Source organism: Faecalibacterium sp. AF28-13AC (genome assembly GCF_003478405.1).
In the GTDB taxonomy this organism is placed as follows: Bacteria; Bacillota; Clostridia; order Oscillospirales; family Ruminococcaceae; genus Faecalibacterium; species Faecalibacterium prausnitzii_E.
Map to the genome: position 1 here is coordinate 272,495 of NZ_QUFG01000003.1, position 26,376 is coordinate 298,870.

At 49.7% G+C, this 26,376-nt stretch carries 24 protein-coding genes and 1 riboswitch; of the genes, 9 read left to right on the forward strand and 15 right to left on the reverse strand.

Features of this window, described 5'->3' with window-relative positions:
* From DWY95_RS05740 to DWY95_RS05785, 9 genes are all read right to left on the reverse strand, one after another.
* Window positions 1-1,314: an O-antigen polymerase gene (locus DWY95_RS05740; protein ID WP_118552738.1), complete on the reverse strand. Its 1,314-nt coding sequence runs from the start codon at window positions 1,312-1,314 to the stop codon at window positions 1-3.
* Between the two features lie 26 nt (window positions 1,315-1,340).
* Window positions 1,341-2,321, reverse strand: a complete 981-nt coding sequence (locus DWY95_RS05745) for a glycosyltransferase (protein WP_118552739.1) — start codon at window positions 2,319-2,321, stop codon at window positions 1,341-1,343.
* On the reverse strand, window positions 2,322-3,443 hold the full coding sequence (locus DWY95_RS05750; protein WP_243082595.1) for a glycosyltransferase family 4 protein: 1,122 nt from the start codon (window positions 3,441-3,443) through the stop codon (window positions 2,322-2,324).
* A 54-nt stretch (window positions 3,444-3,497) separates the two neighbouring features.
* A complete protein-coding gene (locus DWY95_RS05755; protein ID WP_118552741.1) occupies window positions 3,498-4,586 on the reverse strand; it encodes a glycosyltransferase in 1,089 nt (362 codons plus the stop codon).
* A 277-nt stretch (window positions 4,587-4,863) separates the two neighbouring features.
* On the reverse strand, window positions 4,864-5,127 hold the full coding sequence (locus tag DWY95_RS05760; RefSeq protein ID WP_243082596.1) for a glycosyltransferase: 264 nt from the start codon (window positions 5,125-5,127) through the stop codon (window positions 4,864-4,866).
* 16 nt (window positions 5,128-5,143) lie between these two features.
* Window positions 5,144-5,611, reverse strand: coding sequence for a PssD/Cps14F family polysaccharide biosynthesis glycosyltransferase (gene pssD, locus DWY95_RS05765; protein WP_118552742.1), 468 nt, complete (start codon window positions 5,609-5,611; stop codon window positions 5,144-5,146).
* Window positions 5,612-5,793: 182 nt separating this feature from the next.
* A complete protein-coding gene (locus DWY95_RS05770; RefSeq protein WP_118552743.1) occupies window positions 5,794-5,994 on the reverse strand; it encodes a hypothetical protein in 201 nt (66 codons plus the stop codon).
* 39 nt (window positions 5,995-6,033) lie between these two features.
* Window positions 6,034-6,708, reverse strand: a complete 675-nt coding sequence (locus tag DWY95_RS05775; RefSeq protein WP_097793159.1) for a sugar transferase — start codon at window positions 6,706-6,708, stop codon at window positions 6,034-6,036.
* 1,043 nt (window positions 6,709-7,751) lie between these two features.
* Window positions 7,752-8,009: a DUF1778 domain-containing protein gene (locus DWY95_RS05785; protein ID WP_118552745.1), complete on the reverse strand. Its 258-nt coding sequence runs from the start codon at window positions 8,007-8,009 to the stop codon at window positions 7,752-7,754.
* 216 nt (window positions 8,010-8,225) lie between these two features.
* Between DWY95_RS05785 and DWY95_RS05790 the strand changes: the two genes are divergently transcribed.
* Together DWY95_RS05790 and DWY95_RS05795 are read left to right on the forward strand one after the other, a co-directional pair.
* Entirely contained in the window at window positions 8,226-8,501 is a 276-nt protein-coding gene (locus DWY95_RS05790; RefSeq protein ID WP_005926617.1) for a hypothetical protein, read from the forward strand.
* Between the two features lie 132 nt (window positions 8,502-8,633).
* Window positions 8,634-9,281 carry a SprT-like domain-containing protein gene (locus tag DWY95_RS05795; protein ID WP_118552746.1) on the forward strand — a complete coding sequence of 216 codons (648 nt, stop codon included), beginning with the start codon at window positions 8,634-8,636 and terminating at the stop codon, window positions 9,279-9,281.
* Here the strand turns inward: DWY95_RS05795 and DWY95_RS05800 are convergent.
* The 4 genes from DWY95_RS05800 to DWY95_RS05815 form a co-directional block, all read right to left on the reverse strand.
* Entirely contained in the window at window positions 9,253-10,086 is an 834-nt protein-coding gene (locus DWY95_RS05800; protein WP_118552747.1) for a tyrosine-type recombinase/integrase, read from the reverse strand. The two genes, DWY95_RS05795 and DWY95_RS05800, sit on opposite strands and share 29 nt — an antisense overlap.
* A gap of 148 nt (window positions 10,087-10,234) precedes the next feature.
* Window positions 10,235-11,266 (reverse strand): type I glyceraldehyde-3-phosphate dehydrogenase, encoded by a 1,032-nt coding sequence (gene gap, locus DWY95_RS05805; protein WP_097791882.1) that lies wholly within the window; start codon window positions 11,264-11,266, stop codon window positions 10,235-10,237.
* 197 nt (window positions 11,267-11,463) lie between these two features.
* Complete coding sequence (locus tag DWY95_RS05810; RefSeq protein ID WP_118552748.1) at window positions 11,464-12,249, reverse strand: hypothetical protein; 786 nt, start codon at window positions 12,247-12,249, stop codon at window positions 11,464-11,466.
* Window positions 12,249-13,619: a citrate synthase gene (locus DWY95_RS05815; RefSeq protein ID WP_118552749.1), complete on the reverse strand. Its 1,371-nt coding sequence runs from the start codon at window positions 13,617-13,619 to the stop codon at window positions 12,249-12,251. Before DWY95_RS05815 ends, DWY95_RS05810 begins: the two co-directional genes overlap by 1 nt.
* Before the next feature lie 182 nt (window positions 13,620-13,801).
* On the opposite strand from DWY95_RS05815, the gene DWY95_RS05820 reads away from it, so the two are divergent.
* The gene (locus DWY95_RS05820; protein ID WP_118552750.1) at window positions 13,802-14,809 is read left to right on the forward strand and encodes a SpoIID/LytB domain-containing protein; all 1,008 of its coding nucleotides are present in this window, start codon (window positions 13,802-13,804) and stop codon (window positions 14,807-14,809) included.
* Between the two features lie 68 nt (window positions 14,810-14,877).
* On the opposite strand, the gene DWY95_RS05825 is transcribed toward DWY95_RS05820, so the two are convergent.
* Entirely contained in the window at window positions 14,878-15,588 is a 711-nt protein-coding gene (locus DWY95_RS05825) for a hypothetical protein (RefSeq protein WP_243082597.1), read from the reverse strand.
* A 266-nt stretch (window positions 15,589-15,854) separates the two neighbouring features.
* On the opposite strand from DWY95_RS05825, the gene DWY95_RS05830 reads away from it, so the two are divergent.
* From DWY95_RS05830 to DWY95_RS05840, 3 genes are all read left to right on the forward strand, one after another.
* Window positions 15,855-16,853 (forward strand): glycosyltransferase family 2 protein, encoded by a 999-nt coding sequence (locus DWY95_RS05830; RefSeq protein WP_118552751.1) that lies wholly within the window; start codon window positions 15,855-15,857, stop codon window positions 16,851-16,853.
* A 706-nt stretch (window positions 16,854-17,559) separates the two neighbouring features.
* Window positions 17,560-17,844 carry a YodL domain-containing protein gene (locus tag DWY95_RS05835; RefSeq protein ID WP_243082599.1) on the forward strand — a complete coding sequence of 95 codons (285 nt, stop codon included), beginning with the start codon at window positions 17,560-17,562 and terminating at the stop codon, window positions 17,842-17,844.
* The gene (locus tag DWY95_RS05840; protein WP_118552791.1) at window positions 17,834-18,037 is read left to right on the forward strand and encodes a transposon-transfer assisting family protein; all 204 of its coding nucleotides are present in this window, start codon (window positions 17,834-17,836) and stop codon (window positions 18,035-18,037) included. Before DWY95_RS05835 ends, DWY95_RS05840 begins: the two co-directional genes overlap by 11 nt.
* A 103-nt stretch (window positions 18,038-18,140) precedes the next feature.
* Here DWY95_RS05840 and DWY95_RS05845 read toward each other — a convergent pair whose 3' ends face one another.
* Window positions 18,141-19,514 (reverse strand): sodium-dependent transporter, encoded by a 1,374-nt coding sequence (locus DWY95_RS05845; protein ID WP_118552752.1) that lies wholly within the window; start codon window positions 19,512-19,514, stop codon window positions 18,141-18,143.
* A 158-nt stretch (window positions 19,515-19,672) separates the two neighbouring features.
* On the opposite strand from DWY95_RS05845, the gene DWY95_RS16775 reads away from it, so the two are divergent.
* From DWY95_RS16775 to DWY95_RS05860, 3 genes are all read left to right on the forward strand, one after another.
* Window positions 19,673-19,858, forward strand: a complete 186-nt coding sequence (locus DWY95_RS16775) for a hypothetical protein (RefSeq protein ID WP_147365923.1) — start codon at window positions 19,673-19,675, stop codon at window positions 19,856-19,858.
* Window positions 19,858-19,932, forward strand: a riboswitch (cyclic di-GMP riboswitch). It overlaps the preceding gene by 1 nt.
* Before the next feature lie 185 nt (window positions 19,933-20,117).
* Window positions 20,118-22,913: a transporter substrate-binding domain-containing protein gene (locus DWY95_RS05850; RefSeq protein WP_243082601.1), complete on the forward strand. Its 2,796-nt coding sequence runs from the start codon at window positions 20,118-20,120 to the stop codon at window positions 22,911-22,913.
* 522 nt (window positions 22,914-23,435) lie between these two features.
* Window positions 23,436-26,282 (forward strand): transporter substrate-binding domain-containing protein, encoded by a 2,847-nt coding sequence (locus tag DWY95_RS05860; protein ID WP_118552754.1) that lies wholly within the window; start codon window positions 23,436-23,438, stop codon window positions 26,280-26,282.
* The last annotated feature ends 94 nt before the right edge of the window (window positions 26,283-26,376 follow it).

A 26,376-nucleotide genomic window follows, 5' to 3' on the forward strand; every position in this document is an offset into this window, starting at 1 on the left:
CTATCTCAGTCTTATTTTTTTGAAAATAAACAACACACACACATAGAGAATAGCCAACTCCATTACATAGCCAATGGTCACCTTGTTAATATAGAACGAATCTTCCATTGCTTGAAAAGGAACCACATACAAAAGACTTGCATAAACAACAGTATTGTACACATGTTTTATTGTATTATCTTTGTACAAACGTACTTTTCTATAAAACGCATTCATAATTAGAGACAGTATTGCCGGAAATGCCACAACGCCTATCCATCCTGCATCATTGTAGTATCTCCGTAATGCAGTATAAACATTTCCAAGATAAATGCCTGTTGGAGTATATCTGAATTCCAACTGCTTTCTTAATGAAGCTGTTGTCAATCCCAGTTTTCTCAATCCTGTTATTAGACCCGTTAATGTTTCGCCAAACGGAACATCTGTAACATGACTAGATTCCCGAACATATTGATCAAGTAATTGAATGGAGCCTCCAATATACTGAGTTATATACTCAAGAAAATTAAGCGAACTCACTCTTCCTACTAACTCTTTCATATAATAGAAAAGTACCATTCCTATCGCAAAAACCATAATAGCTTTTTTCAGCATTTTTCCACTTATATGTTTGTTCCATCCCACTTTGCGATGCAAAAACATATAGTACAGAAAAACAGCCATCACAACAAGCTGCATAATGTCAACGCGATTTCCTTTAATAATTGACATTGCCACAAAAAGAAATGCTGGAATCAAATACTCCACGTTTCTTCTAATCCGATGATTTTCTTTTGATGCAAAGACATTATTCATAAATATAAACATATAGACATATCCAAATGAATACACCATCTTTGTCATCTGATTGACAACCGGATTCAACGACATATCACCATACGAAATAACACGTTTATACGCTACCATTACGCCAAACGACTTCCAGTATGAATCCGCATATGCTGACAACCGAACAGCTTCTTTGTAATATAAAACCATCGTAAGAATTCCAAATGCTATCACAAGTACATTTTTCCATCTTGCGACTTGAATACGCTCTATTTCTGTACATCCTTGGAATGCATATTTTTTATGAGAAAGTCTATAAAGCATTCCAACACTTACAAAGCTTAAAGCACCTATCAGAATAATCATTATAGTTTTTGCGGACAAATCAATTCCCCACGCAGATACATTCATCGACGCGGCAATCACCGCCAATACAAAACCAGCAATATATAAAACATCTGGGGCCATCATATCTCTATCACAAAGGACATAACTGACCATCAGCAAAAAAATCAATATAATAAGTAAAAAAGCAAGACTTTCCATCTATACTATCCTCATAATCCTTTCAGTTATCCTCTCCATTGGGTCTTTTTATAAGCAAATGCCAACGTCTTATATCCCATATAAGAGATCGCTGCTGCTATTCTCGCCTTTTTTCTTGCTTCGGCATTAAACAAAACATCTTTCCTATATTTGAGCACTTCATTCCATAGTGCCTGTCTCATGGATTCATGCTTGTCGTCTTTGATTTGGAAGAGAATATTGCAGACCGTGCTGAAGTATCGACACTCCGCAGCATTTTTCAACACAGGAAAATCTGTTTCAACAGCTTTCATCATATTGTAGCAGTGCTCAATTCCATCCATCTTTCTCACATTAAATGCAATGTTCTGAATGCTGTCTGTTCTTTGAAAATAATAGTAATCTACATTTCCTATTACAGCTATTTTTTTGCTCCGTTTTACAGCTTCGTATGTAACAGGAATATCTTCATACAGTTTTCCAACAGGATACCTTAAATGCTTGATAAGTGATGTCTTATACAGTTTTCCCCATGCGCAAACTTCAACACCATTTTGGTATAGCAGTTTTTTCAGACATTCTTCTGCCGTTAAACATTCATAGTTCGATAGCGGTTCTTCAGGTTTTGATTGCAGAGCTTTTTCCTCAAATACATTTTCAAACCAGCTTATCCCAATATCCGCATCACATTTGGCAACTGCCTCGTATAAATGCTCCACATAATAGGATGAAATCCAATCATCACTATCAATAAAGCTAATGTACTCACCCTTGGCCAACGGAATTGCCGCATTTCTGGCATCGGATAAGCCGCCATTTTTCTTATGAATAACCACAACACGATTGTCAGTCTCTTTATACCTGTCGCAGATAGCACCACAGTTATCCGGCGATCCATCATCCACCAATATAACTTCCATATTCTGATATGTTTGTGTCAGGATGCTATCCACACATCTTTTCAAATACTTTTCAACCTTGTAAACCGGCACAATTATGCTGATTAACGGCTGTTCGAGTTCTTTCATCTACCTCACCAATTCCTCAAATAATTTTTCATGTTCCTTTGCAACTCTCTGTGCGTCAAATTTGCTATGAACATCTTTTATTCCCTGGATTACAAGGTTCTGTTTGAACTTTGCATTCCTATATAATCGAATCACAGCTTCACTTGCTTCTGCCGCATTATCTACTTCAACCAGCAGTCCGTTTTCCTCGTTCCGAACAATATTGGGAATTGCATCCACGCTGGTGGCTACAATCGGTTTTTCTGCCATCATATATTCCGGCAACACAAGACCAAATCCCTCCCAACGACTTAGCAGACACGCAACATCAAAAAGTTCTACATAACTCATCGGATCATTGACCCAGCCTGTAATATGCAAACTGTCCTCAAATCCGTTATCTTCTGCGTATTTTCTGACCTCTGCTTCTTGATTTCCACTGCCGACAATAACGAAATGTGCATTCGGGACTTCATCCTCGACAAGCTTTGCCATTCTTACAAATACATCAGGTGCCTTTTGAGGGCTAATACGACCAACCATACCAACCACAAAAGCATCTTCTGGTATGTTTAAGTCTGCTCTCTTTACTTTTCCATGTGTGCCATTTTCATACGCTTTGATATCCACACCATTAAAAATGACCTGCAACTTCTCTTCTTTGCAAATCTTCTTATCTAAAGCAGATTGTTTTTCTGCATCTGAAATACAAATAATTTTATCGCAGAATGGTGCAGCCATTTTTTCAATCCCTGCGTACATCATTTTTTTCTTTTCAGAACAGCGCATATTAAATGCCCATCCATGTGGGTTATACACACAGCGATTTTTCAATCCAATATCCGCCATACGAGCAATCGCGCCAGCCTTACTGGAATGCGCATAAATAATATCGGGATTATATTTTTTTATCTGCTTCCGAACTTCTCTGATGGACTTCAGATCACTCATCCCGATTGCTCTGTTCATTTCGATTTGCTCAAAGCCATCGGCCAATCTCTCATAGTCTCCTTTATGAAAGTCCTGTGAGCAGACCATGATATTTTCAAATTCTTCTTTATCCAAATACTTGAGAAGCATTCGGATGTAACGATCTACGCCACCAGCAGCCTGGACTACATGCAATATTCTGATTTTCCGCATTATGCCACCGCCTTTGCAGTGGCATAATCATTCGTTAGGACGTACAGTATTAGCTCATGCTGTACCCCCCCCCGGAGTATTTATTGCCTTATCATATTTCTCGCTATATTGTTTTGCCATAGCTTTGGTATTGTACATATTCAAGACATCTTGATATGCCCGTTCCGTAAATCCGTCTGCTCCGTTCTGGGCTTCTTTAATAGCCTTTACAAATTCCTCCGTATTGGAACACACAAAACCATTTTCGCCATTATGAATCACATCTCTATTGCCAATTACGTTGCTGACAACACAAACTTTTCTCATATACATAGACTCCAACAACGAAATTGGAAGTCCCTCCCATCTGCTTGGGAGAAGAAATACGTCTGCATTGACTGCATACTTAATCGCAGTTGTCCTATCCACCCATCCTGAAATTTCGATATTTTTACTTTTCAGTTTCTCCCGCAGCTCACCATCTCCAATCCAGACGAACCTAACATCTGGTAGCGATTCTGCAATCGTATTGAATAATGTTGGATTTTTCTGGTAGCAAATTCTTCCGAGGGTAAACACAGTGAACGGATGCGTTACTTTTTCTGTCTGGTCAACAATCTCTTGAAGTTCTTCCATATTGATGCCATTATTTACATAAGCAGCATTCTTGGTAAGCTTTAAGGTTTCCTGATGTTCTCCCACACTGCAGCTAATTGTAGTACAGTTTCTTTTTGCACAAACTAACTCAATCAACTTAAAAACTCTGCGTTTGGTAGGATTACAATTTTCCATTAAAAAGCTATATCCATGCGGCGTATAGAACATCGGAATTTTTCCATCAAATGCAACTCGACCAATCGCCCCTGCTTTGCTGCTGTGTAGATGAATCACATCTGGTTTTACCTCTGCCGCAATTTTCTTTACCTCAAAGAACGCAGCAATATCCTTTGTTGGATTGATTGCTCTTCCAAAATTCTTTACTTCAATCAGATGAATTCTTTTGTCAAAATAGTCCTTATAATTTTTCGGTGTCTGCTTTCTTACTGCATACGCAATGTACATATCATATTTATTTACCAGTTCATTTGCTAAATCTACAATGTAAGTAAATACGCCTCCGCCCATAGCTTCGACTATGTACAGTATTTTCTTTTTCTCCGCCATAGGTTTGCTTCCTCCCAGTACCCCTTTATCTACTCATCTAACTTTAGAACGTTTTTTCCAATTTTCTTTTAACAGCAAACAAGCCCACGGCGGATCACTCAATGGCAATCCACCGTAGGCTCGATTCGTTCTCCTTGATTTTTTACTTGCTGCTCATTTTGTGGGTCAAAACAGAGCTGCGCCAAAACCTCCCACCTATAACTTCTGGATTTTAGCATCTCCGCAGCCTGTCAGCAAATAAATACTTTTGTTGAACGAGTCGAGCCGTCAAAACCCTTTAGTTATCGTGGTATTTCTTGGTTGACCCTATTATATCTCTAGCCCCACCGTGGGTAATCACAATACGAGCATCGGCCACATTCTTTACCATCTGCTGATATGGAATCAGCTTGCTCCACTGGCAGTATTTCGGCTCATATGTACTAAAGCCCGTTTGGATAATCACATCATCTTTGATAATGCCATCGCATTTCAGCTCATCTACTTTTTGAATTAGTCGATTAAATGGCTGTTCGTGTGTTCCTACCGTCACAAAAATCATTACTTCCTACCCCTACTTAGAAAATGCTGCCAAGGTTAACCGCTTTCGGATAGACCTTTTTCTGCTCTTCCCACTGCACAACAAACTTGTCTACAATGGGATAAACCATCTTTCCCGTCATTGTCGGCTTATCAATCCGATCAAAGACCTCAATATAAACCAGCTTTGCGCCCACCATCTTTCCAATGTAAAAGAACGGAACCGCAACTGCTGCACCGCAAGAAATGATTAAATCCGGCTTTTCCTTATGCAGCACGTCCCACGCGATTTTAGTATTCTTAATGAGCGCCTTGATGCTACGGTTTGTCGGAAAGTAGCACGAGTAGACTTTTTCTCCCTCCAAAAGACTTCTCGCATCTTCTTTGTCAAAGGTCACCCAAAAACGATTTTTGTCCTTCCAAAAAGGCTTTAACATATAAAGGTGGGTCAAATGACCGCCAGATGAACCCACCAAGCACACTTTTATTTCACCATTTTTCTTCATCTGACTCTCTCCTCTAAAAAATTTCATTCGTATCGTAATAATGGTTTAGGAACTGCTTTATATCTTTCGGGAAACAGTCCTCCCCTTTAGCTGTAACAACATTCAATTCTCATACATTTGATTTTGGGGTTATTCCAACTAATACAAATAGCGGATAGGCTCGTGCACCTGTCCGCTGGCTGTCACCCCACCCTCATGGTCGAGATTTCTTTCTGGATGGCATTGCTGCCACCCAAAAAGATCAGTCGTTCATTCTCCGGGTAAGAAAATATGAACTTCGGGTCGCGGAGCCTTTCATTCTCTGCCGTACCCTTGTCCCTATTATGACAGCCGCGTATTATTACCGCAGCACCAAATACCGCAATTCTAAGATTTCTCTCCATCTCGTCTCTCCAACCGCTTCTCTCCGTATACTGTTATTTTTACTCCCCATGTCCCAGCAGGCACACCTTAAACGTCTTAAAAATAATTTTCCAATCCACCCAGAAGCTGCGCTCCTTGACATATTTCACGTCCAAATCCATCCACTCCTCAAAGGAGAGGTCGTTGCGGTGCGGAGCAATCTGCCAATAGCAGCTCAGGCCGGGGGTCACATACAGACGCTGCTTTTCGTAGTCGCCGTACTGTTCCACCTCGCGGGGAAGTGCAGGGCGGGGGCCAACAATGCTCATATCGCCTTTCAGGATGTTCCACAGCTGCGGCAGTTCATCAATGCTGGTCTTGCGGATAAATTTACCCACACGAGTAATGCGCGGATCATCCTTGATTTTGAAAACCGGGCCATCCATCTCGTTCTGATCCAGCAGATCATCCAACTTTGCCTCTGCGTTGGGGCACATAGATCGGAACTTATAGAACTTGAAGGGTTTTCCGTTGCGGCCAATACGCTCCTGCGAGAAGATCGGACCCGCGGATGGGTCATCCACCACAATAGCAATTGCTGTAATCAACATAACAGGTGACAGCACTACCAGCGCCACCGACGACAGAACAATATCCTGCGCACGGCGGACAAACCAGTACAGCCGATGGGCGTGCAGATTCTCTTTTCGGTCAATTTCAACTTTCTTCTCAATTCCAGTCGTATTCGTAGCCATTTTTCCTCACATAAATCCTTGTCTACACGTTTCTTATCGTTATTCGTTTTAAAGTAATCCCTTTAGCTCACACCGTTCCCGCAAGCACCTTCCTTTTAGATAGCAGTTCCTCTTTTCCCAAGACGTACAGACCGTTTACCTCCTGATTTCCAGGTAAACAAAAGCCCTCGGACGACGGTTTCGCCAAAGGTCATTTCAAATGCAATGTGACCGCAACAAGAACCAGAATATCACACTGCAGCTCAAGCTCCACACGCACAGTACTATCGGAGTGCAAATTTTTACACTTTTGCAAAACCCTAACAAGCCCACTTCATTTTCACCTTTGCGCATCACGCCAGCAAGGTAAACAGCAGTGAGCTTTTCATTGTGGTCTATCATTTGGTTTTCCGCATGATTTATCATATTATTGTTCGCAAACAGACACAAGACCACATGATTCACCTCCTTACCCGCAATCAAGGCGTATCTCCCATCCCAAAACGGAGGATAGCAGTTCTTCCACGTGGCCGTCTGAATTCTCTTATTATTCTATCATGGTTATATCTGGGAATCAATAGAAATCCGAGGAATTGCATCCATCTATGTTTTAGAAAAAATTTCGACTCAACCTAATCTTTTCCACACATTGCCCAGTTTCGCCTGAAAATCCCAGATGAAATCACTGGCAGAAAAATGTGTGGTCATATAGTTGTCTATAGCGCTGGATAGCACGGTCAGGTGAGATAGCAGTTTCAATGCAATGACAACCGCTAAATAGAGCATCACTTCGCACTAAAAAACTGGTTTATACCGTTGCATTGGTCATGTGTTCAGACTAGACGTATCGCATTACACTATATAATTTTTACTCTCTCCCCCGATTCCCCAATTATATATATGTATAATTAACCATCAATGCAGCGCACCACCTGGTTTGTGCTCTTTTGCATAGGTCAGGCTATTTTTTCGCGCTAAAAAGCCCCTGCCGATCACATTTCTGTGAAAGACAGAGGCCTTCTGCTGCTAGATTCAATTCAGTCTGGGGAGATGGAACAACTATCTCATTCTACCGGATCAGTGTCCCCTTCCAGATTTTTAACCTCCCCCGGTGTGTCTGACGCGCTGAGCGTCTGTTCTTGCTCCATGCGACGGCGCACAGCTTCCACCACATAGGCGGTCGCACTTTCTCCAGCTTGTTCTGCTGCCGCTTCAATCGCTTTTTTGCTCTGTGGACTATCGATTCTCAAATTCAACACGAGCCGTTCATAGGTTTTTGCGTTGTACTTTGACCGGCTGGCTGTACTTGTTTTTCCGCCCATTCCAACACCAACTTTCTTTTGACTTCTAAAGGTATTATATCACATTCTCTTGTATTTGCATACTATCCCCAGTATGCATTTTGCACAGATATTTGTGCTATTCTTTGGTGATCATTCCATCTTGCATACTGTGCACAGTATGTGTATACTCATACCATCGGGAACACCGGTTCTCACATCCGACCATTCACCAACGATTTGAAGAGAGGTACACACATGAGCATCAACGTTTTACTGACCCTTGTCGAGCAGTACAAGGAGGCCGCCCAACTGATCGAGGCCGCACAGGCTGAGCAGGAACAGCTGAAGATCCAGATCCGCGAGGCACTGGCTGAGCGCTCCACCAACTATCTGGAAGTAGGCTGCCACAAAGTCCGCCTGTCTGATTTCTCCAGCACCCGACTGGACAGCAAAGCCATCAAGGCTGTGGCTCCTGACCTGTATGACCAGTACAGCAAAACGGTCACCGGCACCCGCCTGAGCATCACCTGAAAAGAAAAGCCCCATACAGCGCCCACTGTCCAAAGTTCGCACTGTACAGAGCCCAACACACCCGCCGGGGCGGGCTACACCAATATTATACCTGTCCCGGCCTTTTTTATCAAGAGAAAGGTTCGAAAAATCATGAAACAGACTGTCAAAACCTCCCGTGCTGCTGGTCAGCTGGAAAAGATGTTCCGCGAGCTCAACAAGCACTACTTCGCAGGCAAGCTGCCCGAACCCATCATCAGCCTGAAAAAGACCCCGTCCGCCTATGGTCACATCACCTGTTCCAAAGTCTGGCAGGCAGGCGGCGAGAACAAGTACGAGATCAATATTTCGTCGGCTACCCTTGACCGTCCTATTGAAGAGACCGCTTCCACCCTGCTGCATGAGATGGTGCACGAATACTGCATGGAGACCGGCATCAAGGACACCAGCAACAACGGAGTCTACCACAACAGGCGCTTTAAGGAGCAGGCAGAGACACACGGCTTGACCGTCGACCACCACGAAAAGTATGGCTGGACCATCACGAGTCCGTCCGAAGAGCTACTGGACTTCATCATCTTCCAGGGCTGGCAGGACATCCAGATGGGCGAGCGGCTGGCATGGTCGGATATGGCAGGCACCGGAGCAGGCAGCAAGGCACCCGGCAGCAGTCAGACTGGAGCACCGAGACCTCCCAAAGCCAAGAGCAGTACCCGGCGGTGGGTATGTCCCAAGTGCGGTACCATCATCCGGAGCACCAAGGAAGTGCGGGTCATCTGCGTGGACTGCATGCTCCATTAGGCGGGAGACACTGTACAGGTCCAGACCGTTCTTCAGCTGCATCTGTGCGAAGGTGTGGCGGCAGGTATGAGGACTGACACGCACCGAGGGACGAGACCCCCACCTCTTTTGCGGCATGCTTCAATATCCGCGCTACGGCCTCATCGGTCATTGGCTTACCGTTTTTGCTGGGGAAGAGATTCTTGTAGCGAGTAGGGTGCTCCTTCAGGTAACCATCTCGGAGTGTGCAATACTTGACGAGCTGCTTGGAGAGTGCTGGCGATTTGGGCACGACCCGTTCCTTGCTGCCCTTGCCGTGCTTTACCAGAATATAGTCCTGCTTGATGTCCTCCGGCTCCATCAGGATCATTTCGTTGCAGCGCATCCCGGTATCAAACAGCAGCATGATAATGGTCTTGTTCCGCACGTCCAGAAAATCCTTGCCGTCGTAGAACTGGATCATCCGCTTCATCTCAGCCGCTGTAAAGGTATCGATGATCGTCCGGGGCTGACGGAGGCACTTTACCTTTTTGGCCGGATTGTCCCGCTCCTCCAGATAGCCCTCATTGACCAGATAGTTGAACCATGTGCGCCACACCTTGAGCAGGTCGTTGATATAGCGGGACGTGCTACCCGCGTCCTGTTTCTCCTTCATCAGGTCCCGGATGTGGCGGGGACGGACGTCTTCCAGCTCAGTGATCTGCTTCAGCTCCAGATATTCCAGCAAAAACCGGGTCGCAGCCTTATAATTGCGCACAGAGCCTTTAGCCAGATGGCGGCATTCACAGTCGTAGATAAATTCATCGCGGAGATCTTTCAAACACATAAAAAAACACCCTTTCCTTCATGGCGGACCACAAAAGAAAGGGTGAAAAATCGCTAGATATGGTTGTCGTACCAAATCAGGCTTGTTCGTAGTTGAGCAAGACAAACTTCGGCCAACAAATCATCCAATTTTTAACGCAGCTGCGTGATTAGCAGTTCTCAGCGAAGTACTTAATGGTACGGACCATCTGAGAGGTGTAGGAGTTCTCGTTGTCGTACCAGGACACGACCTGAACCTGATAGGTGTCGTCGTCGATCTTAGCGACCATGGTCTGGGTAGCGTCGAACAGAGAGCCGTAACGCATGCCGATGACGTCAGAAGAGACGATCTGATCCTCGTTGTAGCCGAAGGACTCAGAAGAAGCAGCCTTCATTGCAGCGTTGATGGACTCCTTGGTGACGTCCTTGCCCTTGACGACAGCAACCAGGATGGTGGTAGAGCCGGTGGGAACAGGCACACGCTGAGCAGAGCCGATCAGCTTGCCGTTCAGCTCAGGGATGACCAGGCCGATGGCCTTGGCAGCACCGGTGCTGTTGGGGACGATGTTCTGTGCGCCAGCACGTGCACGGCGCAGGTCGCCCTTGCGCTGAGGACCATCCAGGATCATCTGGTCGCCGGTGTAAGCATGAACAGTGGTCATGATGCCGGAAACGATGGGATAGGTCTTGTTCAGGGTGTCGGCCATGGGAGCCAGGCAGTTGGTGGTGCAGGAAGCAGCGGAGATGACCTGATCCTCAGCGGACAGGGTCTTCTCGTTGACGGAGAAGACGATGGTCTTCAGGTCGTTGCCTGCGGGAGCAGAGATGACGACCTTCTTTGCGCCAGCCTGGATGTGAGCCATGCTCTTCTCCTTGCTGGTGTAGAAGCCGGTGCACTCCAGAACGACATCAACGTTCAGCTCGCCCCAGGGAGCATCCTTTGCGTCCTTAACGGCATAGATCTTGATCTCCTTGCCGTCGACGATGATGGAATCCTCGGTAGCCTCGACAGTGTGCTTGCCTTCGCCGATCTTGCCGCAGAAGGAACCCTGAGCAGTGTCGTACTTCAGCAGGTGAGCCAGCATCTTGGGGCTGGTCAGGTCGTTGATTGCGACGACCTCGTAACCCTCAGCATCAAACATCTGACGGAAAGCCAGACGGCCAATACGACCAAAACCATTGATAGCAACTCTAACAGCCATGTTAATAATACCTCCTAAATGTTCTTACCCTTTTCATCGGATAATCTCACGGTATCTTTATTGTAGTCCAAAACGCGAAAAGTTTCAAGTGTCTGCTAAAAAATTAACAACTCGTTTGTTCACTTTTTGGCTTTTGTATGATTTTTGTCCCTTATCTGGGCCGGTTTTCAGCAATTCAGCCAACAGAGTGCTGGCCTTTACTTCTTTCTGGCCGCAGGCCCTGCGGTGCGCACGGTGCAGAACACGCCCAGCGTCCCAAGGCAGGCCATGCCCAGACCAAAAAGGATGGAGGGCAGCGCCGTGAGGACGAACTGTGAGGGCATCGCCAGCGTCAGGGTCTGGGGCAGCTCCCAGCAGAAGCCGAGGACAAAGGCTGCCAGACCGGAGGCGCACAGGGCTTTTCCATCCGACGTTTCGGGCAGCCAGAGCGCCCGCACCAGACTGGACAGAAAGACGAGCATCCCCAGCAGCACCCAGACCTGCGCCGTGGGTGAAACGCGGTGCCAGCTGGAGCTGTTCTCCATAAAGCGGCTCAGAACGCACCCGTAGAACACCAGTGTGCCCCAGATGCCGGAGGCCATGCTCTTTGTGGGCGGCTGCCAGTCCTTCCGCAGCCAGCTCTTCGCCAGCCGGGCCAGCCACTGGCCACACAGAATTTCCAGTATCGCGCGAACAAACGAGCCTGCGCCAGTCATTCCAACGGCGAAGCGCAAAAATCCTGCGGCAGTAAAGAATGCCCCTGCCATCGCCGTGACGATGCCAGACGGTTTGCAATGGTTTTGCAAGTTTTTCGGCTCACGGGCCAGCTTCCGGCCCGCAAACAGGCTCACCAGCACCGCGATGCCCAGCGCAGCATACCGCAGCCAGACCGAACCGGCGATGCACAGGCCGCTTTCCAGGTCGGTCCAGAAGCCCAGATCCAGGCCCCGGCCAAGGGCCAGTGCCGTTCCTACAACAAAAACAAGTGTGAGTAATGGATTCATCAGCGTTCCTCGATCGGTTTATATTTCTGGCGCACGCCCAGATACTTGTAGGCGGGCCGGATGATACGGTTGGCGAAGATGACCTCCTCCACGCGGTGGGCGCACCAGCCCGGCACACGGGCAATGGCGAACAGCGGGGTGTAGATGTCCTCGGAGATGCCCAGCATGTTGTAGATCAGCCCGCTGAACAGGTCCACGTTGGCGCAGACGGGCTTCGTGCTGCCCTTTTCCTCGGCGAAGATGCCGGGGGCCAGCCGCTCGATGCTGCACAGCATGTTGTACTCTTCCTCAAAGCCTTTCTCGTAGGCCAGGTGTCTGGCGCGGTTCTTCAGGATGACCTCGCGGGGGTCGCTCATGGTATAGACCGCGTGGCCCATGCCGTAGATGAGGCCGGAGCCGTCGCCCGCCTGCTTACGGAGGATGCGGCGGAGATACTCGCGGACCTCATCGTCATCGTCGGGATGCTCGACATGCTTCAGGATATCCTGCAGCTGGCGGTTGACCATCAGGTTCGCACCGCCATGCTTGGGGCCTTTCAGTGCGCCGATGGCCGCCGCGATGGCCGAATAGGTGTCGGTGCCCGAAGAGGACAGCACACGGGTGGTGAAGGTGGAGCAGTTGCCGCCGCCGTGGTCCGCGTGGACCAGCAGGCACATATCCAGCAGCTTGGCCTCCTCGTGGGTGAACTTCTGGTCCGGGCGGTAGGTGCTGAGGATGTGCTCCGCCGTGCTCTGGCCGGGCTTGGGCAGATGAAAGAACATGCTCTGCTTATCGTAATAGCGGCGCTTCATCTGGTAGGCGTTGACCATCATGGTGGGCATGCTTGCAATGAGGTTGATGCTCTGGTTCAGGATGTTCTCCAGGCTCAGGTCCTCGGCGTGCTCATCGTAGGAATACAGGCCCAGCACACAGCGCTGCATCTTGTTCATCACGTTGGGCGAAGGCGCGTTCATGGTGTCCATGAAGCCATCGGGCAGTGCGCGGTGCTCGGCCAGCAGCGCACAGAAATCGTCCAGCTGGGTCTGGGTGGGCAGGCTGCCGAACAGCAGCAGCCAGATGACCTCCTCAAAGACGAAGCGGTCGTTGCGGTAGGCTTCTTCCACGATCTCCTCGATGTTGACACCGCGGTAGATCAGCTTGCCGGGGATGGGGATGACATGCCCCTCCTGGTCCTTTTTGTAGCCGACGACGTCGCAGACGTTGGTCAGGCCTGCCAGCACACCGGTGCCATCCGGATTGCGCAGGCCGCGCTTGACCCCCAGCCGCTCGCTGGTCTCCGGATCGATGTAGTTGTTGGCAATGTACTCTTCGCAGAGTGTCCGCATCGTCTGCGGGTCCAGCGTTGCCACTTCTGCATGTTGATAGTTCATGCGCAGATTCCCCTTTCTGTTTCGAATTTCTTATACCTTTCCCTGCCATCCGCTCTGATGGCACATGTCTATCATAGCGCTTTTGTGAAATAAATTCAAGAAGAAGATGAAATCTGCGCTTTTTCTCCGCGTGTTCCTGCTACACTGGCCCAAACGAAACTGCCTGTCCGGGAGGGGCTGCTATGAAACGTTCCTTTTTTCTGCTCTGTGCCGTGCTGTTCGTGCTGGGCAGTCTGCTGCCGCTGGCCGGATACCGGCTGGCCAAAACCGTGCTGGGGCCTTCGGCACCGGCGTCGTCCGCCGCGGCCCCGGAACCGGAAACGCCCGATGCCGCCTCTCTGCCGCCCTCCGACCGGGACAGCGAGACCTTCCTCATTGCCGACCAGAGCGATGGCGCGGTCGTGTCGGTGCCCCGCCGGGACTACCTCATCGGGGCCGTGGCGGCGGAAATGCCCATCACCTGGCCGGACGAGGCTCTGAAAGCCCAGGCCATCGCGGCCCACAGCTACGCCCTCTACTGCCGGGACCACGCACAGGACCCCGCCGCAGGCTGGCTCACCGCCGACCCGGCCCGGCGGCAGGGCTATCTGACCGATGCCGTTCTCCGCAGCTATTGGGGCACGGCCTATGAGGCCAACTACGCCCGGCTCTCGGCTCTGGTGGATTCGGTCCTGACGCAGGTGCTCTACTATGAAAATGCCCCCGCCGGGACCAGCTATTTCGCCATCTCCAACGGGCAGACCGAAGCCAGCGAGAACGTCTGGGGCACCGCCGTCCCCTATCTCATCCCGGTGGACAGCAGCACCGACCAGAACGCCGACAACTACATCTACACCGTCTCGTTTTCTGCCGCACAGCTGCAGCAGCTCCTGACCGGGCTGGGCCTCACGCCCGACCTCTCCGCACCGGAGGGCTGGTTCGGGGAGGCCGCCCTCACCCCCTCCGGCTATGTGGCCTCCCTGCCCGTCTGCGGCCAGACCGTGACCGGCCCGGCGCTGCGGAAGGCGCTGGGCCTGCGGAGCGCCTGCTTCACGGTGCAGTATCAGAACGGCAGCTTTTTCTTCACCACCAGAGGCTACGGCCACGGAGTCGGAATGAGCCAGTGGGGAGCCAGAGCGCTGGCCGAGCAGGGGCAGACGGCTTCGCAGATCCTCGCCCACTACTTCCCAGGCACCCAGCTGCGGCAGTGAGCCGCGCGGTGCCGACAAAAAAAACGCCGTGTGCATCTGATCTGCACCCGGCGGTTTTTCGGTATTTTTTACTGGAACAGACTGTCCAGCCAGCTCAACATGCCGCTCTGGGTCGTCGTCTCCGTCGTGGGGGTCTGTTCCACCACGGTGGTCTCGGTGGCCGTCTCTGCAGCCGTCTCCTCGGCCACGACTGCGGCCTCCAGCTCTTCCAGACCGATGCCGTCGTCGTTGGCATCGGATGTGATGTACCAGTAGCAGGACGCCCCAGCGATCGAGATGCTGGCGCTGGACAGCGGCACACGGCCCGCAGAAACGCCGTTCGCCGGGTCTGAGCAGTAGAAGACGCCGTTCGTGTAGTCGGTCAGCAGCACCGCGTGGGGCTGGCTGCGGTCATACAGGACGATGCCCTCCGGGTGCTCCTGCAAGATCCGGATGAGGGCTTCGGTCTTGGCCGCCTTGCCGGAAGGAAGGGTGGCGTAGCCAACGTGCATCGCATTGTATGTAAAACTGTGGGACAGACCACCGGCCCACGCCGTGCTCTTGATGCTGTTCTCGGTCACATCGACCCAGCCGTCCAGACCATCGAAGTAAGCGCGGCGGCGCAGCATCATCGCGGCCGAAGCCAGTGTGCAGGTGCCGCCCCGGCTCTGTTTGAAGTAGAACCCGGCGTCAACGTTTAAGTCCACGGCCAAAGCCGCAGGCAGAAGCGTCATCATCAGCGCCAGCGTCATGAGCAGCGCCGACAGTTTTTTCCATGCGTGATGCGGTGCAGTTTCCACGTTGTTCCATCTCCCTTGAATCGCGTCGTTATTCACTGCCGTAAAGTATACCAGTTTGTTACTCTTTTGTAAACAGTCGTTCAGCTTTTTTCTCATATTTTACACGATTTGGTCACAATTCAGGAGCAGATTGCACAAAAGACTCTTTTGTCTGTTGTGGCTTTCGTACAAAAGTCTGTTGGTTCTTTCCGTTTTCTTTTTGTGCAGATTATGGTATACTTTCAAGCAGGACCAACGAAACCGAAACTTTGCAGGAGCAGGTAGATATGAAAGCAACCATCGTCATCCCCAACATCAACGGCAAGGGCTGGCTCAGGGACTCCATCGAGTCCATCTATGCCCAGACCGAACAGGATTTTGAACTCATCGTCGTGGACAACGGCTCCACCGACGAAAGTCTGGAGCAGGCCCGCAGCTATTGCACCCGCCCGAACTTCACCCTCATCGAGAACGGCCGCAACACCGGCTTCTCCCATGCGGTCAATCAGGGCATCGCCCACGCCAGAAGCGAATTCGTAGTGCTCTTCAACAACGACGCCTTCGCCGAACCGCAGTGGCTGGCGGAGCTTATCCGCACCGCCGAGACCGACCCCCGGATCTTCGCCGTGCAGAGCCTGATGATCCGCCACTTCGACCGCGAACTGGCCGACGACGCCGGGGATTACGTCACCTGGATGGGCTTTGCCTGTAAGACCGGCGACGGCCGCCGGGCCAGCCGCTACACCAAAACGAAGCGCATCTTCTCGGCCTGCGGCGGCGCATCGCTCTACCGCAAGAGCATCCTGGACGAGATCGGCGGCTTCGACGAAAACTTTTTCGCCTATTTTGAGGACGTGGACCTCAGCTGGCGCGCCAACAATGCAGGCTATCAAAATGTGCTCTGCCCTGCGGCCAGATGCTACCACATCTGCGGCGCCAGCACCGGTGCCGTCAAGTACAACGCCTTCAAGAGCCAGCAGAGCGGCCGCAACAGCATCCTGCTCCCGCTCAAGAACGAGCCGCTGCTCATGCTCCTGCTCAACTTCATCCCGCTGGCGCTGGGCTATCTGCTCAAGTGCTACAAATTCCACAAGCAGGGCTTTGGTGAGGCCTGGGACAAAGGGATGCACGAGGCCTTTGCCCTGCTCCGCTCCGGCCAGCTCGGTAAGCGCCCCTTCCGCCTGAAAGACCTGCCCAACTACATCCTGATGGAACTGTGGATGATCTGGAACATGGTGCCGTATCTGTGGTATCGGCTGGTCATCGTCCGGTTCGACCTGAAATAATTTTGATACAAAAAAGCACCGGAACCTTCCGTATCCTTTGGATCCGTGGAAAGTTCCGATGCCCTTTTTCAGTTCTGCGTTTATAACACCCTCAAGCACATCGTCAGCAGTTTCCCGGTGGAGACAACCGTGTGAAGACGGGCCGGATGTGAGGGGATAAAAAGAAAAGCAGCCCAAAACCTTTCGATTTCGAGCTGCTTGCAATGCCGGTGGTGGGGGTCTCCCGCGCACTGAGCAACAGCCCGCAGGGCTGATTGCTCCCCTGCTGTGCAGGGTCGTGCTGTTCGACCCGCTCACACGCCACAGATAAAAAGAAAGCCCCCAGACAAGCTGGAGGGCTTCCTTTTTATGCCGGTGGTGGGGGTCGAACCCACACGTGTTATTAGCACAAGGGATTTTGAGTTTTTATCCGCATCTTCCATCTGGTGTTATCCAGTGATATCTAGTGATATCTGGTTTCCACTGCGCAAAGGCAAAATTCACGCTTCAACGAACAATAATTTGAAATATCCACGATTTTTCGATGCGTTTTTCCTCTACTCTGTTTTTTCGGTTTGGACCGCCCAAATGGAAATTGGAGGGATGTTCAGGAGGGATGCAGGGCAAAACGCTCCCCTACTTAGGCACAAAACGAAAGGAAAGTCAAGGATAATGAATCAAAATCAAGCAAAAGAGTATTATGAAAAATTATTTGTGAACTATCCTGATGTGCTGTCTGTCGAAGAAGCAACAACTTTACCAAAAATTCAACTGCGCCCGCCCTCTGGATTATCATGGGCACAGCCTGTCGGTCAGCGATGTAATCATGCTGAATCAGGATGGGAAGATTTCGGCGCATTATGTGGACAGCATCGGCTTCAAGGAGCTGCCGGGGTTTCTGGATAAAAAGCCGGAACGCACCTCGGTTTTGCAAACGCTCAAAGAGAAGTGCGATGCCCCGGAGTGCAATCCTACCGGGTGTCGGAAAGCGAGGAATGCCCATGAACTCTAATGGTGAGGAATTGATGCTGATGATGCTCTACAACACCGGCACCCGGCTGGGGCTCATCCACGAACTGCGGCTCATGCAGTGCTATCTGATGCCGGATGAAACTGCGCTGCGGGAGCTGTCCGAGGGCGTTATCGAAAAGCTGAAACTGCTGACCGATGCGCAGTTTGCGGAGGTTGAGTTTCCTATGGACTGATTTTTGCCGCCTGCGGGCGGCGTACATAGAATTTTTCATTAAAGAAAAACAGCCGTTTCCGCTTAAATAAAGAGAAACAGCTGCCTTTTTCAAAAATTTGTTGTCACATGGAAATCCAGCCAAGAGTATTGGCCACTGAACTGATCAGAATGATTGCTGCGAAGACAGGGCAAAGATAGCGAATCATAAAGTTGAAAATCTTTTTGCGGCGGAACGGCTTCCCACCTGCGGTGACTTCTTCTTCAATTTTTTCAACGCCGATCACACGGGATACCAGCACGCAGGTGGAAATGGCGGCGATGGGCATCATAACAGAGTTTGTCAGAAAATCGAAGAAGTCCAGAAACTGCATCCCGAACACCGTCACACCGGCCAGCGGGCCGTAGCCAAGCGCGGACAGACTGCCTAAGACAACCATGATAATACCAATGCAGGCGGTAGCCATCTGTCGGTTCCAGCCGAGTTCATCCTCAAAGGTGGAAACGGCACTCTCTGTCAAGGCAATGGAACTTGTAACAGCGGCAAAGAGAACCAACAGGAAGAACAGTACGCCTACAACGTGGCCGAACCCCATACTCTCAAATACTTTGGGGATGGTGATGAACATCAAAGAAGGGCCTGCCTGCAGGGTGTTCGGGTCACCACCAGAGAAGGAAAACACAGCAGGTATGATCATCAGACCGGCCATGATTGCAATGGCAGTGTCAAAAATTTCAACGTTTTCTGTGGATTCCTCAATGGAAACATCCTTTTTCATATAGGAACCGAAGGTCACCAGAATGCCCATAGCAATGGACAGCGAGTAGAACATCTGCCCCATAGCAGTAACAACGGTCATCCATGAAAAGTTTGCAACATTGGGAATCAGAAAATACTTTACTCCGGCCAGTGCTCCCGGACGGGTGACCGAGTAAATCGCAATGACAACAGACAAAACCACCAAAACGGGCATCATCAGCTTAGACACTCGTTCCACGCCATTACGGACACCGGCAAAAATGATGGAAAGCGTGAAAACCGTAAAGATGAGAAAGCATACCTCAGCAGACAGGCCGCTGGAAATAAAGCCGGAGAAATAGCCATCCTGTGCTAACTCACTGCCGTGTCCACTGACATAGGCGGAAAGATAACGGATGACCCAGCCACCGATGACCGAATAGTACGGTACAATCAGAATGGGAATGATGGCATTGATCCATCCACCAAACTTCAGCTTGCCGCTCTTGCCAAATGCTCCGAAAGCGCCGACCGGGCTCTTTTTGGTCATGCGGCCCAGCGCGGTTTCTGCCACGATCATGGTGTAACCAAAAGTAACGGCCAGCACAATGTACACCAGCAGAAAAATACCGCCGCCATATTTTGCGGCCAGATACGGGAAACGCCAGATGTTGCCAAGGCCCACGGATGCGCCGGCAGCAGAAAGAACAAAGCCGATCTTACCGGAAAAGGCGCTACGCTTGGGATGTTGTGAATCCATAGTAACACACTCCTATCCTTTTTTCCTATCCACAAACAGGATTAGTGTATCATAAATTTTACAGAGATACAATATTTCGCATCACAATACATTCCCCTGCGGGCAACTATAAAACGGTTGCCCGCTGTTTTTATGCTCAAAAACGGAAGGAGGCAACAATGTCAAGCAAAACCGAAGAATATCTCGCCCTTGCCCAGCGCACAGCCAACAGTCTGACCCGGTACTGGGAAAGCTGGACGGACTATGGTGTATCACTCCCCTCTGTTTGCTGTTTCAAAACATTTTTCGACTTTTTTTCAAAAACGTCTTGGCAAGGATTTATTTCTATGGTAAATTTTTTATAAAAGTTCATAGGCAAATCCGGCGCAAGTCGGCGACGCAAAGCTATAGGGACCCACCGGGTCAGCCAGTTGCCAGTAAGAAATTGCTGTTTTCTGCTGTCCGCAAATATCGCTTTATGAAGTCAGATGACGCTTTCAGTCATGGGTTCGCCATGCCTTGAAAGCGTTTATTTATTTTCCAGCGGCAGAGTTATAAAAATGAAGGGGTCATGTTATGAATGTTACAAAACGAGCCAGAACTTGCAGGGGTCTGGCAATTCTAATGACGATGCTTCTGCTGACGGCATTGCTGTCTCTTTCGGCAAGCGCAGCAGAAACAGTAAGCCAGCATGAGCATGTGAGGGTTGGCTTTTTTGCAATGGACGGCTATCACATGATGGACGAGAACGGAAACCGCAGCGGTTATGGCTACGATTTTCTCCGCTTGATGGCGCGCTACTGGGATGTAGACTATGAATACGTCGGCTATGACAAAAGCTGGGATGAAATGCAGCGGATGCTGATCGACGGTGAGATCGACATGGTAACTTCTGCCCGCAGAACGCCTGAGCGCGAAGAATTATTTGATTTTTCCCGTCCGATCGGAACCAACAATGGTATCCTGACTGTCCGCAGCGATAATAGCACCATCGTTGAGGGAAAGTATAGTACCTACGATGGGATGCGTGTTGCACTCCTGCGCGGAAACTCCCGGAACGATGAATTTGCGGAGTATGCACGAACCAAAGGCTTCACTTACAAATCGGTCTATTTCGATTCGGCTGAGGAGATAGCAGAGGCACTTCAGAATGGAACGGTTGATGCCATTGTCACCAGTTCCCTGCGCAAAATGAACAATGAGCACATCCTTGAAAAATTCGGCAGCAGTGATTTTTATGTGATCGTCAAAAAAGGAAACACTGAACTTCTGAATAAGATAAATTATGCGATCGACCAGATGAACGCTGCCGAAGGCAGCTGGAAAACGACCCTCTATAACAAAAACTACGAAACTACCGATACCAAAAATCTGGAGTACACGGAAGAAGAAAAGCGTATCATTGCCCAATATTCCAAGGAAAATCCCCTTCATGTTCTGTGCGACCCGACCCGGTATCCCTATTCCTATACAGAAAATGGCGAAGTAAAGGGCATTCTCCCGGACTATTTTCGGAAGATAGCAGACTATGCAGGACTCTCGTATGAGTTTCTTGTTCCTGCGACCAGAGATGAGTATATCGCATATCAAAGCAATAAGGATGCGGTAAACATCAGTATTGATGCACGATTGGATACGGATAATTACGCAGAGACCAAAGAATGGGGATTGACCGCTCCCTATATCACGATGCGAATGGCAAAAGTGACGCGGAGAGACTTTGATGGGAAGATCCATGTTGTCACCACAGTCAATCAGACCGCATCTACATCGATCGAAGATGTGCTGGCACCCGGTGCGGAAAAACTGATGTGCAGTACCCGTCAGGAGATGATGGAAGCTGTCCGCAATGGCAAAGCGGATGCAGCCTTTGTCTACTATTACATGGCACAGGCATTCGTCAACAGCGACACAACAGGTACAATGACCTACACGCTGCTGGAACAACCCACATTCAGTTACCGCATGGTGGTTTCCTCTACGGAAAACCATGCGCTGGCAGGTATCCTGACAAAAGCAATGTACGCAATGCCGGATAATCTTGTTGAAGACCTTGCAACACAGTACACCACTTATAAAGCAACGAATCTGACACTTGCAGATATGATCCGTCTGCATCCGGTCACGGTTGTCGCCATCATCGTATTTATCTCGTGGATGGCGGTCACGCTGATCGTTATTTTGAACCGCTTGCAAACACGCAGAAAATTACAGCTTGCAGCCCAACAGAAAGCGAAAGAAATGGCTGTCCTTGCAGAGCAGGCGCAAGCAGCCAGCAAAGCCAAAAGCACATTCCTTTCCAATATGTCCCACGACATCCGCACCCCTATGAACGCCATCATCGGCTTTACAAATATTGCATTGCATCAGGATTCTGTGCCGGAAATGCACAACTGTCTGAAGAAGATCGAGGAAAGCTCGGATCATCTGCTGTCCCTGCTGAATGATGTGCTGGATCTGAGCCGCATCGAGAGCGGAAAGGTGGAGTTTTCCCCTGTTCCGGCGAATATCACCGCAGTTACAGACAGTGTGATCGAGATCGTGAAGGGGATGCTTCTGAACCGGGAACTGAACTTTGAAGTGCATCGTGAACCGCTGCAAAATCCCTATGTCATGACGGAACCCGTCCGTATCCGGGAAATTCTGGTCAATATCCTGAACAATGCCGTGAAATTTACCAAGGATGGCGGCACCATCCGTTTTGATGCAGGCAGCCGTCCGGGAGCCGATGCACAGCACATCGTAATTTGCTATCGGATCAAAGATACCGGCATCGGTATGAGCGAAGATTTCCAGAAAAAAATCTTTGACGAATTTGCGCAGGAAGAAAATGGCGTACGGACACAGTATAAGGGCACGGGTCTGGGAATGCCCATCTCAAAGAAGTATATTGAACTGATGGGCGGCACGATCACAGTAGACAGCCGGAAGGGCGTCGGTACGACCTTTACCGTAGAGATCCCCATGGAACTGACAAATGCTGAGAAAGTCGAAAAAACAAAGCCGCTTGTACAGCACAATGACCTGAAGGGGATCAAGGTGCTTCTGGCAGAAGATAATGATCTGAACGCCGAACTTGCCACGATACTGTTGGAAGATTTGGGAATGACAGTATCGCGTGCAGCAGATGGGCAGGAAGTTGTTGATCTGTTCGCAGAGCATCCGGCGGGCACTTATGATATTATCCTGATGGACATTATGATGCCTAAAATGGATGGACATCAGGCGGCAAAGGCGATCCGTGCAATGTATGCTGACCGCCCGGATGCAGAAGAGATTCCCATCATCGCATTGTCGGCAAATGCTTTTTCGGAGGACGTTCAGGCATCTCTGGACGCAGGCATGAACGGTCATGTTTCCAAGCCTCTTAACATGGAAGAAGTAACCAAAGTTATTGAGCGTAACTTGAACAGGCCGTAACTCCAGCGGATTATAGCAGTTTGCGTTTTTAATGCACAAGCAACATCCGCAAACTGCATATCGCAAAGATGCCGTTTTGATTGGCACTCTTTTTGAAAATTGCGATAATACCTACATATTTCCCCCAAGCGGGCGACCACAAAAAGGTTGCCCGCTATTTTTATACCCTAAAAACGAAAGAAGGAGGCCAAAATGTAGTACAAATCTTATGCGCAATTTTCGTATATGGGGTTAATTCTTTGCTTCCAAATGTAATGGGAGTGATGAAGTACATCGGAGCAGCTTATATCCTGTGGCTTGCGATAGGGTAAAAGCGTTCCATAGAAAACAAGTGCTCTTTACGAGAAAAATGCCTTGAAACGCTTTTGTTATAATGTTACAATATACCATATAATAGTATATGTATATTCAAAAAAGCTACTGACAGCAGAACGAGAATGATATTGCAAGCACCTTCCTGAAATCGGTGAAGTGAAAATAAAGCTAGAATGAGCCGTCTGGGGCGGAGAAAGATTGGATAAAATGAAAAACTTTGGAACGAGCGAAACCATGCAGACGCTGATGCGGAAAAGCGTCTGTGCAATGCTGTGCCTGCTGCTGTTGCTGTCAGCTGTGCTCCCTGTGAAGGCTGCCGCAGAAACCGCCCCTGTAAAAGTCGTCCGCGTTGGTTCGTTTGAGGACACCTTCAACTATTGCAACGAGAGGGGCGCAAGAAAGGGCTACGGCTACGAGTTGCTGGAAACACTATCCGGCTATACAGGCTGGCAGTTCGAGTATGTGACCTGCGACTGGTCAGACTGCTTTGAAAAACTTGAAAACGGCGAGATCGACATCATGGGCGGTATTTCTTATACGGAGGATCGCGCTGAGGAGATGCTGTTTTCGGACGAACCGATGGGGGAGGAAAAATATTACCTCTATGCCGACCTTTCGCGCGCAGATATCTCCGCCTCTGACTTCAAAATACTGGACGGCAAAAAGATCGGCGTTGTGATGGGAACGGAGCCGGAAGTGATGCTGACCGAATGGGAGGAAAAACACGGCATAAAAACGCAGCACGTCAACATCTCCAACAACGAGGATGTGAAGCAAAAGCTGGCCAATCACGAGATCGACTGCTTTGTTTCACTGGAAGAATCCTACTGGGCAGATCTTGGCATCTCGACCATAACCCGCGTGGGAAAATCCAGCATCTACTATGTGCTCAACAAAGACCGTCCGGATCTCAAGGAAGAACTGGACAATGCGATGCACGCGTTGGACGAAGAGGCTCCTTTTTATACGGCGGATCTGTGTAAAAAGTATTTCTCGCTGGATTATAAGCCCATCCTTACGGGAGAGGAAAAGGCGTGGCTCAGAAAGCACGGTGCGATCCGAATGGGCTTTCTGACGAGTGATCGCGGCGTCAGCACCTATGACCCTGCCACCGGGGAGATTACCGGAACAATAACGGACTATATTCAGTTTGCCGCAGATTGTCTGGGAAATCAGGAGCTGGAATTTCAGTTGGTCGGTTATGACGACAAAGAGGCGGAACTCAATGCGCTGAAATCAGGCGAGATCGACATGATCTTCCATTTCGACCAGAGTCCCAATCTGGCTGAAGAATATCGCGTTGCCAGAACCAACACCACTTGGACCGCCAATATGATGGTGGTCACGAACCAACAGCTCTTTACCGAAAACAAAGTGAACCGCGTTGCTGTTCCCCAAAACAAGATCTCCCTAACAAGGTACATTGCGTTTTATTATCCGCAGTGGGAAATCGTGGACTGCGATACACAGGAGGATGCGGTAAAACTGGTCAAGGACGGACAGGCAGACTGTTTTATCATAGGGGTCGGCAGTGAGGCGAAATACAGCAAAAATTATGGTTTTTACAGCGTTCCGCTGCCCAACCCTGCCAATTCCTGCTTTGCGGTCAAGAGCGGAAACCGCAGCCTGCTGTCCATCCTGAACAAAACGATCAAGGCAATGCCATCCAATATGCTTACCAGCTCTCTGGCGATGCATAAGAGCTCCGCGCGGAAGGTTACCCTGAGCGATTTTATAAAGGATAACTTCTTCATGGTTCTGCTGGTCAGCAGCATTGTGGTTGCAGCCATTCTGCTCACGATCCTGAAGCTGCTGCGGAAGGCGCGCAAAGCCGAAGCTGCTGCAAAGAAAGCCGCAAACGATACGCAGGAGCTGAATGCAAAATTGCAGGTTGCCGTGGAAAACGCGGAGAGCGCAAACCGTGCCAAATCCACCTTCCTGTTCAATATGTCGCATGATATCCGCACCCCCATGAACGCCATTATCGGTTACGCAGACCTTGCCTCCCGGCATCTGGATGACCCGGCAAAGCTGGAAAAATACATGGAGAACATTCAGGTGTGCGGACAGAACCTGCTGATGCTGCTGAACAATGTTCTGGATCTTGCCCGCATCGAGAACGATAAGACGGAGATGGAGTATTCTGTTTCGGATGTCGATAAAGATTTCCGTAATTGCATTGCCATGTTCCGGAATCAGGCAGACAGCAAGGGGCAGACGCTTACGGTGACAACACATCTGCTGCATCCGTATGTCTATGTGGATATTCCGCACCTGACCGAGGTGTGTACGAACCTTGTCAGCAACGCGGTCAAATACACGGGAGCCGGCGGCACGATTTGCTGCGATATTACGCAGAAGCCCGGCGAAAAAGAGGGCTGGTGCGATACGGTGGTCACGGTTGCCGATAACGGCATCGGAATGTCGCAGGAGTTTCAGAAGCATATCTTTGAACCCTTTGAACGGGAACGTACGTCCACCGTCAGCAAGGTGGAAGGCAGCGGCATCGGGATGGGCATCGTGAAAAAGCTGGTCGGGCTGATGGGCGGCACCGTGGCAGTGGAGAGCAAGATTGGTGTTGGCTCCACGTTTACCGTGACCATTCCCTGCCGCATTGCGTCCGAGGATGAAACACAGGCGAAACGAGAAACAAACCCTTCGGACCAAAAGTGCCTGTGCGGTACAAGGATCCTGCTGACCGAGGACAACGACCTCAATGCGGAGATTGCCACTGAGCTGCTGCAGGAAGAAGGCTGTACGGTAGACCGCGCAAAAGACGGAGTGGAATGTGTGGATATGCTGGAAAAAGCTGCGAACGGAACGTATCAGTTGATCCTTATGGACATCCAGATGCCGGTGATGAATGGCTACGATGCGGCCAAAAAGATACGGCGGATGGACGACCCCCAAAAAGCAAATATCCCCATCATCGCGATGACGGCAAATGCCTTTACTGAAGATAGACAGGCGGCACTGGATGCCGGAATGAACGACCATATCGCAAAGCCGATCAATATGAATGTTCTTGTGCCGACTTTGCGGAAATACCTTTGATGCGGACAGAAAGCTGTCGCACATAAAAACGACCAATAGGCTGCAATGCAACCTATAAACGAATACCGCCGGGGAGCCTTCCCGTTTTGGGGAG

Coding starts and splice junctions, on each gene's coding strand:
- DWY95_RS05740 (WP_118552738.1), bottom strand. CDS start 1,314: ATGGAAAGTCTTGCTTTTTTACTTATTATATTGATTTTTTTGCTGATG.
- DWY95_RS05745 (WP_118552739.1), bottom strand. CDS start 2,321: ATGAAAGAACTCGAACAGCCGTTAATCAGCATAATTGTGCCGGTTTAC.
- DWY95_RS05750 (WP_243082595.1), bottom strand. CDS start 3,443: ATGCGGAAAATCAGAATATTGCATGTAGTCCAGGCTGCTGGTGGCGTA.
- DWY95_RS05755 (WP_118552741.1), bottom strand. CDS start 4,586: ATGGCGGAGAAAAAGAAAATACTGTACATAGTCGAAGCTATGGGCGGA.
- DWY95_RS05760 (WP_243082596.1), bottom strand. CDS start 5,127: ATGATTTTTGTGACGGTAGGAACACACGAACAGCCATTTAATCGACTA.
- pssD (WP_118552742.1), bottom strand. CDS start 5,611: ATGAAGAAAAATGGTGAAATAAAAGTGTGCTTGGTGGGTTCATCTGGC.
- DWY95_RS05770 (WP_118552743.1), bottom strand. CDS start 5,994: ATGGAGAGAAATCTTAGAATTGCGGTATTTGGTGCTGCGGTAATAATA.
- DWY95_RS05775 (WP_097793159.1), bottom strand. CDS start 6,708: ATGGCTACGAATACGACTGGAATTGAGAAGAAAGTTGAAATTGACCGA.
- DWY95_RS05785 (WP_118552745.1), bottom strand. CDS start 8,009: ATGGGCGGAAAAACAAGTACAGCCAGCCGGTCAAAGTACAACGCAAAA.
- DWY95_RS05790 (WP_005926617.1), top strand. CDS start 8,226: ATGAGCATCAACGTTTTACTGACCCTTGTCGAGCAGTACAAGGAGGCC.
- DWY95_RS05795 (WP_118552746.1), top strand. CDS start 8,634: ATGAAACAGACTGTCAAAACCTCCCGTGCTGCTGGTCAGCTGGAAAAG.
- DWY95_RS05800 (WP_118552747.1), bottom strand. CDS start 10,086: ATGTGTTTGAAAGATCTCCGCGATGAATTTATCTACGACTGTGAATGC.
- gap (WP_097791882.1), bottom strand. CDS start 11,266: ATGGCTGTTAGAGTTGCTATCAATGGTTTTGGTCGTATTGGCCGTCTG.
- DWY95_RS05810 (WP_118552748.1), bottom strand. CDS start 12,249: ATGAATCCATTACTCACACTTGTTTTTGTTGTAGGAACGGCACTGGCC.
- DWY95_RS05815 (WP_118552749.1), bottom strand. CDS start 13,619: ATGAACTATCAACATGCAGAAGTGGCAACGCTGGACCCGCAGACGATG.
- DWY95_RS05820 (WP_118552750.1), top strand. CDS start 13,802: ATGAAACGTTCCTTTTTTCTGCTCTGTGCCGTGCTGTTCGTGCTGGGC.
- DWY95_RS05830 (WP_118552751.1), top strand. CDS start 15,855: ATGAAAGCAACCATCGTCATCCCCAACATCAACGGCAAGGGCTGGCTC.
- DWY95_RS05835 (WP_243082599.1), top strand. CDS start 17,560: ATGTGCTGTCTGTCGAAGAAGCAACAACTTTACCAAAAATTCAACTGC.
- DWY95_RS05840 (WP_118552791.1), top strand. CDS start 17,834: ATGAACTCTAATGGTGAGGAATTGATGCTGATGATGCTCTACAACACC.
- DWY95_RS05845 (WP_118552752.1), bottom strand. CDS start 19,514: ATGGATTCACAACATCCCAAGCGTAGCGCCTTTTCCGGTAAGATCGGC.
- DWY95_RS16775 (WP_147365923.1), top strand. CDS start 19,673: ATGTCAAGCAAAACCGAAGAATATCTCGCCCTTGCCCAGCGCACAGCC.
- DWY95_RS05850 (WP_243082601.1), top strand. CDS start 20,118: ATGACGATGCTTCTGCTGACGGCATTGCTGTCTCTTTCGGCAAGCGCA.
- DWY95_RS05860 (WP_118552754.1), top strand. CDS start 23,436: ATGAAAAACTTTGGAACGAGCGAAACCATGCAGACGCTGATGCGGAAA.